The following is a 15,061-nucleotide window of genomic DNA, read 5'->3' as shown; positions in this document are numbered from 1 at the left end:
AACGCCGGCTCGTGACGTGGTCAACGAGTGGGCCGCTTTCGACGCCGTTCTTGCGCCAGCCGGGGCCGCGAGAGATTCGCATCAGTGCGACAGGAGGCCCAACACATTTCGCTTTAGTCGCAACGCATAGACATGCATCGCAGCGATGGGCGTCTGCCAGGGTGGGTCAAACTCAAATAGCAGGGTCAAAGGCGGCTGGCTGAGCCTCTCGAAGAGGCCCAACCGTCAAACGTTGATGCTTCGACTTTAGCCGCCTCGACTGCCGTAGCAAGTAGCTGGCGCCGTTGCGGGAAGTCCCACCGCCCAGCGGTCTGCCATTTGCTTTCGCTCGCAGGCCGCGTGCTTATGCGGGCCTGAAGTCCTTGCGTGCTTAGCGATTACGAAAACGCGTCAAGATCAGTTAGCAAAGAAATCGACCTTCGCCTAAATTCCCTATCTGCCGTGGTTTTGCGGGCAATTTTTCTTTTTTCTGGGTCAGTCAGCCCGCAATTTTACCGGCACATCGACGCGTTCGCCGCTCCGAACGACGGTCAGGGTCACGACGTCCCCCGGTCGATGCGACCACAGTTTGTCCTGAAACTGAACGCCCGTCCGCAACTCTTCGCCATCGATCGCCACGACGCGATCCGCCTGCGAATAGTCGAGCACCGGCTTCTCGGCCAGCACGAAGCCGCCTCGCTTTAGCTGCTGCATCACGACGCGGCCGCCGCGCAGCCCAGCTTGCGCCGCGGGACCATCCTCGGCCACTTGCCGAATGACCAGGCCGTCCTTGGTCTCCATCACATTGATGATGCCGATGTCAGCGCGCACGATCCGGCCATTGGAGATCAGCTCCGGGACGATCGACTTGATGCGGTCGATTGGGATCGCAAAGCCTATGCCAGTGTTTTGCCCGGTGCGGCTGGCAATCGCCACGCACATGCCAATCATCCGCGCATTTCCGTCGAGCAGCGGCCCCCCCGAATTGCCAGGGTTCATCGCCGCGTCCGTCTGAATCAAGGATTTCATCTGCCGCCCGTCGACGCGACTCGGCAGATTGCGGTTGAGGCTCGAGACGATCCCCGTGGTCATCGTGCCGTCCCAGCCGAAGGGATTTCCCACCGCGTAAACGCGCTGGCCTACGCGTAGGTGCTCCGAGGCGCCCATATTGATCGGAAACAGGACTTCCGCCGGGGCGTTGATTTTCAGCACCGCGATGTCGTGCTCTTTGTCGCCGCCGACTAGTTCGGCGGGAAAGACGTCGTTCGAGGCCAGCGTCACGCTGATCTGCTGAGCGCCGTCGATGACGTGGTAGTTCGTAATAATGTGCCCGTCGCGATCAATCACCGCCCCCGAACCCGCCCCTTCCGCTTCGCGCTGCATCATGAACATGGGGTCGATCGCCACGGTCTTCGTGTCGATGTTCACCACGCTGCGGTTCGCCGTTTCGTAGACGCTGATGTTCCGGTGCTCGTCCTGCGAGAGCGCTGGCGGCGGGGTCGACGGCAACGGCGACGTCGAAGTCGCTACGACAGAAGTTTGCGCCATCGCGTGCGACGCCGCGTTCCAAGGCAGCTGACCGTCCGCCAGCCACGCTCCCGCGGCAAGGCCTACCAACAACGCGCCTAGCGTCGTCCAACCTGTTCGATTCATGGCTATCTCTCCGTACCACTGGAGTCGCCTCCAGGGCGCCAAATAAATGAGCCGCCGATCGGCGGTAATTGCAGTCGTCCTGTACGGATGACCCGCTCGCACGGTTCAATCGTGACGGTTATTCCCAGGGCCCGATGGCCCCAGGAGCACGATTTTTACCGAAGCGCGTTCGCCTCTGCCAAGCGGCGATCAGAAGCCCGCCGATCCCGCCGGGGCCAGCAGAGTTGCGGCCTGCTGCCGCCAGCCTTAGGCCTTCGGGGCTTGCTTCTTGGGGATAAACCCAATCGCAAAGCTCACCGCCATCGCACCCCAAAATAACCAGAATTCCAGGGCGCTCGGCGAATGGAAATCGATGGTGTGGGGATGCTCCTTCGAGTTAAAGCCCCAATCGATCAATAGCTTGGCCCCAATGACGAGCACCAGCCAATAGGCCGCCGTCGAGAAACGCGGGAACCGCTCCAGCAGCTTGATGAAAATTACGGCCGCAAATCGCATCAAAATGACGCCCAACAGGCCGCCGACGATCACGACCCACAACTTTGGATGGACCTGATCGACGGGATGATCGGCAGGTTTTGCCGGCAGGACGCCGATCGCGGCCAGAATCGAATCGACCGCAAACGCAATGTCCGTCAATTCAATCACGACGACCGTTGGCCAGAACTTCGCGGTTTTCGCCGATTTAGCCGCTTCCGGTACGGGCAGCGGCGCCCGCTGCTCAATTTCCTCGACCTCTTCCGCCTCGGTCAGCTGGCGGCCGGTCACTTCATGAAGCAGTGTCGGTTCGCCGCTGGCCGAGAAGTGGACTTCGCCGTCATCCTCGCCGGCTTCGAAGAACATGTGCTTGATCGCGATGTAGGCGAGGTAGCCGCCGCCGATGAGCTTCACGATCCGCCATTCGATGAGCCACGTCGCCGTGAACACCGCGATGAAGCGGAACGCGAACGCTCCCACCAGCCCGTAAGTGAGCGCCTTTTTCTGCTGCTCCTTAGGCAATCGCTTCGCCAACAGCCCCAAGACAAGGGCGTTGTCAATCGACAAGGCCCCTTCGAGGAGCACCAGCAATCCGACGATGGCCAGATCCCCCCAGGCAATGGATTGGCCGTAAATGTTGAGGTCGGCGAGAATCATGAACATCCATCGACTCGGTAGCTAAACTCGTCCAATCGGGCTGGGGGCGAATCGAGCATTATCCAGGCCAGTCGCCATTGGGGAAGTCCAACGGCTTTTGCCGTCCGGCGGCGCTAGTTTTGTGTATTTTTCGGGTCAGGGCCCCTATCGAACGTCAAATTGGCCATCGCTCGGCCCGCCGGAGCGATCGGGTCGACCTATTCTGCCCAATTTCTTGTGGCGACCTCGGACCGACCAGCTTAAACTGATAGTGCCGGGGGGTTTACAGTCCTTCGACGGGAGCGCGTCGGTGCGCGCCAAACGTTGTCACGTCGCTCGTCTCGCGGCGTCTAACGAAGCAGTGTGAAGCAGATTTTCGAGACGTTAACACAGCAGAAACTGCTCCAGAGCGGTCGCCGATCGGAACACGGCGTGCCCTTGGGCAGAAGTTTTTTTTGAGGGAGCGTTTCCCATGCGCACTTTTCGTTGGACCTGGACAGCCAATTTGGGCCTCGCCGCCGCGCTCGCGCTCGTCGCGACTACTCACGCCGCGGAGTCCGCACGCCTCACCGCCTTTCGCCAAGGGGACGAAACCTCTTACGCGGTGAGCCTTGCCCCCGAGATGGCCAGCAAGGAAGTTGACTCTGTGGATGTCGTTGTCCTGTTCGACACCTCCGCCAGTCAGCAAGGCGCCTACCGCGAAACGGCCCTCGAAGCGCTCAAATCGCTCGCCGCTGATCTGCGTCCGAACGATCGCCTGCAGATCGTCGCCGTCGATCTCGATGCGCGCGACGTGACCGACGAATTCGTCGCCGGCAGCGATGCCGCCGTCGCGAAAGCCATTGCGACGCTCGGCGACCAGGCGCCGCTCGGTTCCACCGACTTGGCAGCCGGCCTCAACGCGGCCATCAACAAGTTCGACGCGGCGAAGTCCGCCAACCGCGCGATTCTGTACATCGGCGACGGCGCGAGCATGGCCAACCTTCTCGACGCCCCCACCATGGGTCCGCTTGTTGAGAAGCTCCGCGCCGCTCGCGCGCCGCTGTCGAGCTACGCCATTGGCCCGCAGGTCGATGCGGAACTGCTCGCCGTACTCGCCAATCAAACGGGCGGAAACCTCTACGTCGCCGAGCCGCTCGTCTGGCAGGACGAACCTGCCGGCGTCGACGACGCCCGCGCCCGGGAAGAGAACGCGCGCCACGCCCAGGCCGTCGGCAAGAATCTGGCCTCGTGGTCTCGCGGCGCCGTCGCCTGGCCTACGAAGGCTCAACTCCCCAGCACCCTCGGCCAGGCCTATCCCACGGCGTTTCCGCCGCTCCGCGCGGATCGTGACACCGTGATCGTTGGACGTACGCCCGCTGAGATTTCCCAGCCGGTTGAAGTCCAAGTCACGGCGGTCGGCAACGACGGCAAAGCAGTCAATTTCGCTTGGAAGGTCGAACCCACGCCGGCTAGCAACGACAATGCTTACTTGGCAGCAATCGTCGACGGCGCCAGCCGCAACGGCGGGCTCTCGTTGCCGACGCTGGGGACGGCAGGTCTGATGGAAATCGCCCGCTTGATGGGCGCTCAATCCGATGACTTGACGGTGCTCGCTCAGCAAGCGGTCGCTACCGGCGATCGCGAAGGGGCATTGCAGATCATCGACGCCGTCCTGCGTCGCGACCCCGGCAACGTCCAGGCGCGTACGGTTCAAACGGCGATCCAAAAGGCCCCGACCGGCGGCGAGTCAATTCCCGCCGGCGCCGCGACCGCGACGCCGGCCCCCGCGGCGAACGCCCCCGTAGGCGGCGACATTATCCTGAACAAAGCCGTTGCCGCCGATCCAATTCCGCCTGCCGAGCCAGGCCTGCTGGAACGCCGCGGTCCCGACGGAACCTTCCTTGATGAAGTCGAGCAGGAACGCCGCGCCTTCTCGCAAATGCTCGAAGCCGAGGTCGCCAACACCGTCATCGACGCCCGCGAGCGGATGGCGGCGGAACCGCAAATCGCGATTCAGGAGTTGAAGCTCTCCCTCGAAAACATCCGGCGGGCCGCCGAACTCGATCCCGCGACCCGGGCGGCGCTCGAAGACAAGCTGTCGATCGCTCTCCGGGAAGCGACCCGCAAAGCCTCGCTGAAAGACGAGCTCGATCGTCTTCAGGAGGAGGAACTGGCTGCCGCTCGCGACCAAAAATTCCTCGACGCGCAACTAACTCGACGCATCGAACGCGAGAAGCAGTTGATGGACCGCTTCAACGCCTTGATGGACGAGCGCCGCTACGTCGAAGCCGAAGAGGTAGCCGCCATCGTGGAAGAGATTGACCCCAATGGCGTCACCCCGCGGGTCGCCGCCTTGTGGGCTCGCCACAAGCGTCACGATTACTTGCAGCAAGTAACTCGTTCCGCTCGCCATAACGCCGCCTGGGACGCCATGTTCCAGATCGAACTGTCGCATATCCCCTTCCCCGACAATCCGCCCATCGTCTATCCCGACGCCCCTGTCTGGGAAGAGCTGACCAAGCGCCGGAAGGACCGCTACAACGTCGATTTGAAGAGCGAAGGCGAAGCCGAACGTCGCATCTACGGGGCGCTCCGCCAGCCATTGCGGGCGCCGCTGGAGTTCGTCGCCACGCCGCTCAACCAGGTCACCCAGGTCCTGTCCGAGGACTACAGCATTCCCATCGTTATCGACACGGCGGCCCTCGACGCCGTTGCGTCGAGCCCCGAAGTCGAAATCAACTTCTCCATTGGCAACGTCACGCTCAAGTCGGCGCTCGAGCTGATGCTCAAGAGTGCCGGCGAGGGCGATCTCACCTATATCGTCGACAACGAAGTCCTCCTGATCACCACCCAGGAAGAAGCTGAAAAACGCCTTCAAGTGCGCGTCTATCCGGTCGCTGACCTCGTGCTCCCCATTATTAACCTGGGCGGCATGGGCGGCGGCGGCGGCATGATGGGCGGCGGCATGGGCGGTGGCGGCGGCGGCATGGGCGGCGGCGGCATGGGTGGCGGCGGCATGGGCGGTATGGGCGGCGGCGGCATGGGTGGCGGCGGCATGGGCGGCGGCGGCGGCGGCGGCGGCGGATTCTTCGCCGTTCCCGACGACGTTTCCGTCAAACCGGCCACCGTCGGCGAAACCAGCAAGTCGGCGCCCCCTTCCAGCGCGTCCGTGCCCGCGACCTCCTCGGCCGCGACATTGGCAGCCCCGAAGGTCCCTGGAATTGAGATCGATCCGTCGGCCGCTCCCGAGGTCTTCTGGTCAAAGTACTTCAGCGAACAGCAACAGGACGAAGCGGTCGTCCGCCGCGCCGTGAAGTTGTTGATCAAGCAGCAACACTACGACCACGCCATTGCATTGATCCAGGCGGCCCTCGCCCATGGGCAGCCGCAACCCTGGATGTACGAGTCGCTCGGCATCGCCCTGGAACTCGACGGCCGCCCGAAGGCCGAGATCGAGCGCGCCATCATGTCGGCCTGCGACTTTAGCACCAATCCCCAAGAGCTGATGTTGATTGCGCGCTATCTCTCGCACATCGGGCTCGATCGCCGCGCCGTCGAGGTCTATCGCCAGGTCGCCAAGGTGGCGCCCCTGGAGCAGGACGCCTACGCCCTCGGCCTGCGAGCGGCGCAGCGCGCCAAAGACGCTGACGGCATTCGCTGGGCCGCGGTCGGCATCATCAAGCAGGCCTGGCCCACCGAGCAGCAAGAACTGCGCAACTCCGCCATGCGCATCGCCCAGGCGACGCTGGCTGAACTTGAAGCGGCCGGCGACAAGGCGGCCGTCGACCAGTTCCGTCGCGAGTTGGACGAAGCGCTTGTCCGCGATTGCGTCGTGAAAATCTCGTGGTCCGGCGACGCCGACGTCGACCTCGTGGTCGAGGAACCAAGCGGCGCCGTCTGCTCCCTCCGCGAGCCCCGTAGCGCCGGCGGCGGGGTCGTGCTCGGCGACTCCTACGCCGACTTCGAGAAGAACGACAAAGCCGGTTCCTTCAGCGAAACTTACGTCTGTCCGCAAGGCTTCGCCGGCGAGTACCGCGTTCGCATCCGCAAAGTCTGGGGCGACGTCGTCGCCGACCGCGTCACGGTCGACGTCTACAAAAACTACCGCACGAAGAACGAGCAGCACCAACGTCAGCATGTTGCCGTCAACAGCGACGATGACGCGATGGTCGTCTTCGACCTAGAACAGGGTCGTCGCAACGATCCCGTCGAAGCTCAGCAGCTGGTCGCTTCGGTCGATCGGCAGCAGGCGATTTCGCAAGCCGTCTTGGCCCAGCAACTCGGCTCCATTGCCAGTCCTTCGCTGCAGCAGCCAGGGCGTTTCAGCGAGAACGATCCCTTCGGTTTGCGCCGTCAGCTCGCGTTCGCCCGGGGCGGGGCGGTCGGCTATCAGCCGGTCATCATCTCACTGCCGGAAGGCACGTCGATGATTTCAACCGCCGTCGTTTCAGCCGATCGTCGGTACGTCCGCATTAGTGCCGCTCCGCAGTTCTCCGGTATCGGTAACGTCACCACGTTCACCTTCGCTGGATCGTCCGAACAAACGGATGACAACACCGACAATGGGGACAACACCGACACAGCCGACGGCGGAGGCGGCGGAGGAGGCGGAGGAGGCGGGGTATTTGACGACTTCATCGACTTCGTCGACTTTTAGTCGTTGGCCAACCGCGGATTGCGCACCGTCTGGTTGTAAATTACCTCGTCAGGCGAGGACGTTCCGCTGCAGCGCCGTGAGTTCGGCGATGCCGAGGTGCGCCAGCGCCAACATCGCGGCCAGTTGCTCGGCGTCGAATGTCGCTTCTTCGCCCGTGCCTTGCAATTCGACGTAGCGGCCGGCTCCGGTCATCACGACGTTCATGTCGACTGCCGCGGCGAAGTCCTGCGCATAGTCCAGATCGAGCGTCGGCCTCCCATCCACCATGCCGACGCTCACGGCGGCGATGCTATCCGAAACCGGCAGCGGCTCGCCCCCGCTGAACGACGGCGTCGAGCGCAGGGCTTGCACCAGCGCCACGTAGGCTCCGGTGATCGACGCCGTCCGCGTCCCCCCGTCGGCCTCCAACACGTCGCAGTCGATGGCGACCGACCGTTCGCCCAGCGCCTCAAGGTTCACGATCGCCCGTAGGCTGCGACCGATCAGTCGCTGAATTTCCGTCGTCCGCCCGTCGATCTTCGGCCCCCGCTCCCGTCCCTTCCGCGGCGCCGTGCTGCCGGGAAGCATGTTGTATTCGGCGGTCACCCACCCCTTGCCCTGCCCCTTCATCCAGGGCGGCACGCTCTCTTCGATGCTCGCCGTACACAGGACGGTGGTCCGCCCCGCCTTCACAATGATCCTTCCCGGCGCGGCGCCGTAGGGGGCCGGTTCAATCGACCAGGCGCGAAGTGCATCGGCGGAGCGAGAGGGTGTCGTCATGGGCGTATGAAATTTCAGTAGTAGTTACGGTTAATCAGCTTCTGAGCTAAAGAGCCCACGCGAAGCGCCGGACTGGTCGCTTAAGCGAGCAGTCCGAAGTACGTTTGAGTTCGCATTCTCAAGGCGACGACGGAGGCGCAAACCCTCAGCTCTGAGCCCCCAACAGCCAAGCGAGCACGCCTTTCTGCACATGCATCCGATTGGCCGCCTGCTCGACGATGATGCTGTACGGCCCATCCATCACCTCGTCGGTCACCTCTTCGCCGCGCTTCGCGGGGAGGCAATGCATGAACCGAGCAGTTGGCCCCGCGGCCGCCATCAGCTTCCCGTTTACCTGATAGTCGGCGAAATCCCGCCGCCGCTGCGCCTCTTCCGCTTCTTGTCCCATGCTCGCCCAGACGTCGGTGTAGACCGCCGCGGCGCCGCGCACCGCCTCGACCGGGTCGCGCGTCACCAGGAACTTCACGGCCGGCGCCTTCGCATGGAGCTTCGCAACGAACGCGTCGTCAAAGTCATACCCCCGCGGCGACGCCACGGCAAACTCGACCCCCAGCAGTCCGCACGCCATCGCCAGGCTGCGGGCCACGTTGTTCGCGTCGCCGACCCAGGCGAGCTTCTGCCCTTCGAGCGTGCCGACCGTTTCGCGAATCGTGAACAAGTCCGCCAATGCCTGGCACGGATGAGACTGGTCGGTCAGCCCGTTAATCACCGAGCAGCTGGAATACTTCGCGGCGTCGACGACCGTCTGATGAAGCTTCGTCCGCAAGACGATGACGTCGACCATCTCGCTCAGCACGCGCGTGAAATCGGCGATGCTTTCGCGCTTGCCGAAACCGGCGTCGTCGCCCAGCATCATGCTTGCGCCGCCGAGGTGCGTCATCGCCGATTGAAAGCTCACCCGCGTCCGCAGCGATTGCTTTTCGAACACCAGCGCCATGACCCGCCCCGGCAGCAGCGGCTCGCGCACCCCCGCACGGAACTTCGCCTTCAGATCAGCGCTCAGGGCGAAGATCCGCAGGATCTCCTCAGTGCTCAAGTCGGAGACGTTCAGTAGGTGTCTCATGGCAACGCTCTTTTCCACAGAAAAACAAAATCGCCGCGCCTGCTCGGCGCGGCGCGATTGGATTGGATTACGGCTTGAAGCTGCGGATCGCCTCGACCAGCGTGGCGCAACCTTCCCGAACTTCCGCCTCGCTGGAGGTAAGCGCCGGCAGCAGCCGGATGACGTTTCCCTGGGTGACGTTAATCAGCAGCCCCCGATCCATGCACGCCTGCACGAGCGGCGTTGCGTCGACCGTCAGCTCAACGCCGATCATCAGCCCCAACTGCCGGAACTCTCGCACATACGGCAGTTCGGCCACGAGCGGCTCCAGCAACTCGCGGAACACGCCCCCCAGCTTCCCGGCGGCCGCTAGCAAGTTGTCTTGTTCGATCGTCTCGATCGTCGCGATCCCGGCCCGCGCCGCGAGCGGATTGCCGCCGAACGTCGCCGCGTGCATCCCCGGCCGCAGGCTCGCGGCGACTTCTTTCGTCGCCAGCATCGCGCCGCCCGCGACGCCGCCGCACAGGCTCTTCGCCAGCGTCATCACGTCTGGCTCCACGCCGAAATTCTGGTATGCAAACCACTTCCCCGTCCGTCCGCACCCTGCCTGCACTTCGTCGAAAATCAGCAGCAGGCCGTTCTCATCGGCGATCTTCCGCAGCCCCTCGAGAAACCCCGCCGGCGGGATCCGGATCCCCCCTTCGCCCTGAATCGGCTCGACCATGATCGCCGCCGTCTCGCGATCGACCTTCGCCCGCACCGCGTCGAGGTCGCCGAACGGAGCATAGACGAATCCAGGCACGAGCGGCTCGATTCCCTCGTGATACTTCGGCTGCGCCGTGGCGCTCACCGCCGCATAGGTCCGGCCGTGGAAGCCCCCTTCGAACGTGATGATCTTATAACGTTCCTTCGGCGCGTGGAGCCGTGCCAGCTTGATCGCGGCCTCGTTCGCCTCCGTGCCGGAATTGCAGAAGAACGCCTGCCCGCCGAAGCTCCGCTCGCTCAATAGCTTCGCCCACCGCCCCTGGGCTTCCATGTGCCAAGTGTTCGGCACATGGATCAGTTCCGCGACCTGTTCCTGCACCGCCCGCACCACGGCCGGCGGACAATGTCCGAGCAGGTTACACCCCCACCCCGGGAAGAAGTCGAGATACTTCCGCCCCTGGTCATCCCATACCCACGACCCCTCGCCGCGCACGAGCGACAGCGGAAACCGCTTGTAGTTGGGAATGACGTACTGCTCAAACAGCGCCGCCGTCTCGGGCGACATTTTCGTAGCGGCAGCGGCGGTGCTCATGGCGATTTAATTTTCTCACGCAAAGGCGCGAAGGCGCAAAGGAAATCGAGGGCAAAATTCTTTGCGCCTTCGCGCCTTTGCGTGAAATTCTTTTGTGATTTGAAATGCAACGAACCGGTAACGCGAATCAGACGCCCCGCCCCTCACGCAGGTTCGGCGACCAGTTCCGTCCCTACGCCCCGATTGGTATAGATTTCCAACAGCAGCGAGTGCCGCAGCCGGCCGTCGATGATGTGGATCTTCCGCACGCCCTTGCTGAGCGTCTCCAGACACCCCTCCACCTTCGGAATCATGCCGGCCTCGATGCTGCCATCGGCGATCAGTCGCCGGGCCTCGTCGGCCGTCAGGGAGTGGATCAGCGATTCCGGGTCGTTTTTATCCCGCCGCACGCCGTTGACGTCGCTCAGAAAGATCAGCTTCTCGGCGCCCACCGCCTGGGCGACGGCCGTGGCCGCAGTGTCGGCGTTTACGTTCAGCCGCTCCCCCGTCTCGGTCTCGCACATCGACGGAATCACCGGCACCTGCCCGGCGTAACACAGATTGTCGAGAATCTCTCGGTCGACCCGCGTCACGTGGCCGACGTACCCGAGGTCAATCGGCTCGCCCCCCTCCTTGTTCGGCAGCGTTAGCCGCTCGCCGAAAAGGACGTTGTTGTTGGTCTCGCCGACGAAGTTCAGCGGCATGGCCCTGCCGCCGTAGGCCTCGATCCGCTCCGCGATCGATTCGTTGATCTCTCCCGCCAGCACCCGCTCGACAATCCCCAGCGTCGCCTCGTCGGTGTAGCGGCGGCCCTGAATGAACCGCGACTCGAGATTCGCCTCCGCCATCGCCCGCGTTATCGCCGCCCCGCCGCCGTGAACCACGATCGGCCGCATGCCGACCGTCTCCATGAACACGATGTCGACCAACAGATTCCCCAGCGCGTCGGGGTCCTCCATGACGCTGCCGCCGAGCTTGATCACGGTAATCTTGTCGCGAAACTGGCGAATCCAGCCCATCGCCTCGATCAGAACGTCGGCTTTCTCAATCGCGTCTTGCACGTCTCGCTCGTTACCCTGTGCGGGAGGAAAACATGGCCGGAATCCCGTATTCTAAGACCAAAAGCGCCCTGGCGAAAGGGAATCTGAACGCCGCGCTAACGGCGGAGATTCCTCTGCGCTAAGGCCACTGGCCCGCGGGCCGAGCGTCTGCCAAGATAGGCGTCTCGCGACGGATCCGCCCGCTTTTTCACCGGAACATTCCAAAATGCCCGCTCCCGCTGCCATGGCGATCGTCTTAGCCGCCGGCAAGGGGACGCGCATGAAGTCCGAACTCCCGAAGGTTCTCGTCCCCGTCGCCGGCCGGCCGATGATTCGCTACGTCATCGACGCCTTGCGTTCAGCCGGCGTCGAGCGGATCGTGGTCGTCGTCGGCTACCGCGCCGACCTCGTGCGAGCCGAACTCGCCGGCCTCCCCGGCGTCGAGTTCGCCGATCAAACCGAGCAGCTTGGCACCGGCCACGCCGTCATGATGTGCCGCCAGCAGCTTGCCGCGCACGACGGACCCGTGGTCGTCGTGGCGGGCGATTCGCCGATGCTGCAGGCCGACTCCGTCGCTGCCCTCATCGCAGAGTCAACGGCACGGCAGGCAGCCTGCCTGCTGGGGACCGTTCGGCGCGACGATCCTACGGGCTACGGCCGCATCATTCGCAATGCTGCGGGCGATTTCACCGCCATCGTCGAAGAGAAAGACGCCACGCCCGAGCAGCGCGCAGTCAAGGAAATCAACGTCAGCACCTATGTGTTTAGCGCCAGCGATCTGCTTGACGCTCTCGACCAGTTGCGGACCGACAATTCCCAGCGAGAATATTACATTACCGACTGCCCGGCGATTCTCCTCGCCGCCGGCAAGCCAGTCGCCGCCCTCAACGTGCTGAAGCCGCGCGAGGCCCTCAGCATCAATAGCCCTGAAGAACTCGCCCAAGTGGAAAAAGTCATGAGTGGCGCGTAGCGAATGACGAGTCGCAAGCTTTGAGCTAGCGGCTTCCCTTTATTCCTCGCAACTCAAAGCTCGCAACTCGCAACTCCCCCATGACCGACCTCAAAATCTTCAGCGGCAAGGCAAATCGGGCCCTCAGCCAACAGATTTGCGAGTACTTGGGCGTGCCGCTCGGCGACATTTCGCTCGGCAATTTCCCCGACGGCGAAACCTCGTGCAAAATCAACGAGGACATCCGCGGCCGCGACGTCTACTTGCTGCAGCCGACCTGCCCGCCGGTCAACGACAACCTCTTCCAGCTGCTCGTGATGATCGACAGCTGCAAACGGGCCAGCGCCGAACGCATCACCGCGGTGATGCCCTACTTCGGCTACGCCCGCCAAGACCGCAAGGACGAAGGCCGCGTCCCCATCACCGCGAAGCTCGTGGCGAACCTGATCACCCGCGCCGGCGCCGACCGCGTGCTGACGATGGATCTCCACGCCGCCCAGATCCAGGGCTTCTTCGACGTGCCCGTCGATCACCTCTACGCCGCCCCGGTGCTGAACGAATACTTCCTCAGCCTCGGCATTCCGATGGAAGAGATCGTCATCGTCAGTCCCGACGAAGGGAGCATCAAGCGCGCCCTCGGCCACGCCAAGCGCATCGGCGGCTCGGTCGCCATCATCGACAAGCGCCGAATGAGCGCCGAGAAAACGATCCAGGCCAACATCCTCGGTGGCCCCGTCGCCGGCAAAGTCGCCCTGATGTTCGACGACATGATCAGCACGGCCGGCTCGATCAAAGGCGCCGCCAACGTCCTCCACGAAAACGGCGTCAAGGAAATTCACGTCGGCGTCTCGCACGCCGTCCTCTGCGGCAACGCGATGAACAACCTCCGCGAAGCGAACCTCGCGAGCCTCATCTGCACCAACTCGATCCCGCAACGGGCCGACCAAATGCCGCCGAACACGCGGGTCCTGAGCGTCGCCCCGCTCCTCGGCGAAGCGATCAAACGCATCCACCGCAACGAATCGGTGAGCGGGTTGTTCAAATAGCGCACGCGTCCGTCGTCTCGTGACGCCGCTCCCCAAGCCACAACTCCCATTTAGCCCCGCCCGCTCGCGGCGGGCCAGCCCCGACACTTGAAACTGCACCCGAAAAACATGCACCTTGACATATAGTATTTGCGAGGGTTCAATAATCAACTGGCGACTAATTTCTGACGCATCAAGTTCCGGACGACTTCAACGCGATTGGACTGAGTAGAGATGCGATTGTTTCGCACCATCGCCTGGTCTGCCGTTCTCCTGCTCCTCACGTCATTGGTGCCAGCGCAAGCCGAAGATCCATTCGAACGCCCTCCGATTTTGTACAGTCAGGCCGCGCCCGAAAACGTCATCTCCCGGCTTCAAGCAGGGCTCGAAAGCGGTGAAGCTCACCTTGAGCACCGCGAAAAACTTGGCTACCTCCCCGCGCTGCTCCAGGCTGTCGGGGCGCCGGTCGAATCGCAGATGCTCGTCTTTTCGCAAACGAGCCTCCAGCGTCAGCGCATTTCGCCCCGCACCCCGCGCGCCGTCTACTTTTCGGACGAAGTCTACGTCGGCTTCTGCCAGGGGGGCGAAGTCCTCGAGGTCTCCGCCGTCGATCCGCAGCTCGGCGCGGTCTTCTATACGCTCGATCAAGAGCAGGCTGCGCAACCTCGATTCGTGCGTCAGACCGACAACTGCCTAACCTGCCACAGTTCGTCGCGCACCGAAAGCGTTCCGGGGCATCTGGTCCGCTCGCTGTTCGTTGATTCGCGCGGCCAACCCCTGCTCTCCGCCGGCAGTTTTGCGGTCGATTATCGCACGCCGCTCAAAGATCGGTGGGGAGGCTGGTACGTCACCGGCACGCACGGCGCGCAAACGCACCTTGGCAACCTCGTGATCCGCGGGAAGGAAGTTCCTCGCCCAGTCGAGAATGCCCAAGGGCATAACGTAACCACCCTCGACGATCGCCTCGCCGTCGCCAGGTATCTCTCGCCCCACAGCGACATCGTCGCCCTGATGGTCTTCGAGCATCAGACGCTCGTTCACAATTGCCTGACGCAAGCCAATTACACCGCCCGCCAGGCCCTTTTTCACGAAGCCGAAATGAACCGCGCGCTCGGCAAGCCGACGACCGAGCGACTCGAAAGCACGTCGCGCCGCATTCAGACCGCAGGCGACCGCCTCGTGGAAGCCTTGCTGTACGTTGACGAAGCCCCGTTGACTGCTCCGATTCAAGGAACATCGGGGTTCGCCGAAAAGTTCTCCGCACTAGGCCCGCGCGACGGCCGCGGCCGGTCGCTGCGCGACTTCGACTTGGAGCGCAGGGTCTTCAAATACCCCTGCAGTGACTTGATCTACTCGCCCTCGTTCCAGGCGCTCCCTGAAGAGATGCGATCCTACGTCTGGCAGCGACTATGGAACATCCTCGCGGGTCCCAATGCGGCCGCCGCCCGCCATCTTTCGGCGGACGACCGGCAAGCGATCGTCGAAATCCTCCGCGAGACGGCGCCGAACGTCCCCTCCTATTGGCATTCGCCGTTCCAGGCGACCAGCGCGGGAACGACCGCTCAATGAGCCGCCCAATGGCGCCCGTT

The 15,061-nt window shown here is 63.4% G+C and carries 10 protein-coding genes; 4 read left to right on the top strand and 6 right to left on the bottom strand.

Going from position 1 to position 15,061, the window contains the following annotated elements:
* Positions 1 to 474 precede the first annotated feature (474 nt).
* Positions 475 to 1,632 (bottom strand): S1C family serine protease, encoded by a 1,158-nt coding sequence (locus tag I41_RS06465; protein WP_145431771.1) that lies wholly within the window; start codon positions 1,630 to 1,632, stop codon positions 475 to 477.
* A 246-nt stretch (positions 1,633 to 1,878) separates the two neighbouring features.
* Positions 1,879 to 2,769, bottom strand: a complete 891-nt coding sequence (locus I41_RS06460; RefSeq protein WP_145431770.1) for a TerC family protein — start codon at positions 2,767 to 2,769, stop codon at positions 1,879 to 1,881.
* Between the two features lie 445 nt (positions 2,770 to 3,214).
* Here I41_RS06460 and I41_RS28230 point away from each other — a divergent pair, with 445 nt between their 5' ends.
* Complete coding sequence (locus I41_RS28230) at positions 3,215 to 7,381, top strand: VWA domain-containing protein (protein WP_145431769.1); 4,167 nt, start codon at positions 3,215 to 3,217, stop codon at positions 7,379 to 7,381.
* Between the two features lie 48 nt (positions 7,382 to 7,429).
* Here the strand turns inward: I41_RS28230 and rph are convergent, their stop codons facing one another.
* The 4 genes from rph to argB all read right to left on the bottom strand — a co-directional run bounded on the left by rph (position 7,430) and on the right by argB (position 11,519).
* On the bottom strand, positions 7,430 to 8,140 hold the full coding sequence (gene rph, locus I41_RS06450) for a ribonuclease PH (protein WP_145431768.1): 711 nt from the start codon (positions 8,138 to 8,140) through the stop codon (positions 7,430 to 7,432).
* A 145-nt stretch (positions 8,141 to 8,285) separates the two neighbouring features.
* Positions 8,286 to 9,203, bottom strand: a complete 918-nt coding sequence (gene argF / locus I41_RS06445) for an ornithine carbamoyltransferase (RefSeq protein WP_145431767.1) — start codon at positions 9,201 to 9,203, stop codon at positions 8,286 to 8,288.
* A 67-nt stretch (positions 9,204 to 9,270) separates the two neighbouring features.
* Positions 9,271 to 10,479, bottom strand: coding sequence for an aspartate aminotransferase family protein (locus I41_RS06440; RefSeq protein WP_145431766.1), 1,209 nt, complete (start codon positions 10,477 to 10,479; stop codon positions 9,271 to 9,273).
* A gap of 143 nt (positions 10,480 to 10,622) precedes the next feature.
* Entirely contained in the window at positions 10,623 to 11,519 is an 897-nt protein-coding gene (gene argB, locus I41_RS06435; RefSeq protein ID WP_145431765.1) for an acetylglutamate kinase, read from the bottom strand.
* Positions 11,520 to 11,724: 205 nt separating this feature from the next.
* On the opposite strand from argB, the gene I41_RS06430 reads away from it, so the two are divergent.
* From I41_RS06430 to I41_RS06420, 3 genes are all read left to right on the top strand, one after another.
* Positions 11,725 to 12,468 carry a sugar phosphate nucleotidyltransferase gene (locus I41_RS06430; protein ID WP_145431764.1) on the top strand — a complete coding sequence of 248 codons (744 nt, stop codon included), beginning with the start codon at positions 11,725 to 11,727 and terminating at the stop codon, positions 12,466 to 12,468.
* Between the two features lie 80 nt (positions 12,469 to 12,548).
* Positions 12,549 to 13,493 (top strand): ribose-phosphate diphosphokinase, encoded by a 945-nt coding sequence (locus I41_RS06425; protein WP_145431763.1) that lies wholly within the window; start codon positions 12,549 to 12,551, stop codon positions 13,491 to 13,493.
* A gap of 213 nt (positions 13,494 to 13,706) precedes the next feature.
* Entirely contained in the window at positions 13,707 to 15,041 is a 1,335-nt protein-coding gene (locus tag I41_RS06420) for a hypothetical protein (protein WP_145431762.1), read from the top strand.
* The last annotated feature ends 20 nt before the right edge of the window (positions 15,042 to 15,061 follow it).

Source organism: Lacipirellula limnantheis (genome assembly GCF_007746075.1).
Lineage (GTDB): Bacteria > Planctomycetota > Planctomycetia > Pirellulales > Lacipirellulaceae > Lacipirellula > Lacipirellula limnantheis.
Note: the sequence above shows the minus strand (reverse complement) of the source record. Positions and strands in the feature narration are given on the sequence as shown.

Coding starts and splice junctions, on each gene's coding strand:
- rph (WP_145431768.1), bottom strand. CDS start 8,140: ATGACGACACCCTCTCGCTCCGCCGATGCACTTCGCGCCTGGTCGATT.
- I41_RS06420 (WP_145431762.1), top strand. CDS start 13,707: ATGCGATTGTTTCGCACCATCGCCTGGTCTGCCGTTCTCCTGCTCCTC.
- I41_RS28230 (WP_145431769.1), top strand. CDS start 3,215: ATGCGCACTTTTCGTTGGACCTGGACAGCCAATTTGGGCCTCGCCGCC.
- I41_RS06430 (WP_145431764.1), top strand. CDS start 11,725: ATGCCCGCTCCCGCTGCCATGGCGATCGTCTTAGCCGCCGGCAAGGGG.
- I41_RS06425 (WP_145431763.1), top strand. CDS start 12,549: ATGACCGACCTCAAAATCTTCAGCGGCAAGGCAAATCGGGCCCTCAGC.
- argF (WP_145431767.1), bottom strand. CDS start 9,203: ATGAGACACCTACTGAACGTCTCCGACTTGAGCACTGAGGAGATCCTG.
- I41_RS06465 (WP_145431771.1), bottom strand. CDS start 1,632: ATGAATCGAACAGGTTGGACGACGCTAGGCGCGTTGTTGGTAGGCCTT.
- I41_RS06440 (WP_145431766.1), bottom strand. CDS start 10,479: ATGAGCACCGCCGCTGCCGCTACGAAAATGTCGCCCGAGACGGCGGCG.
- I41_RS06460 (WP_145431770.1), bottom strand. CDS start 2,769: ATGTTCATGATTCTCGCCGACCTCAACATTTACGGCCAATCCATTGCC.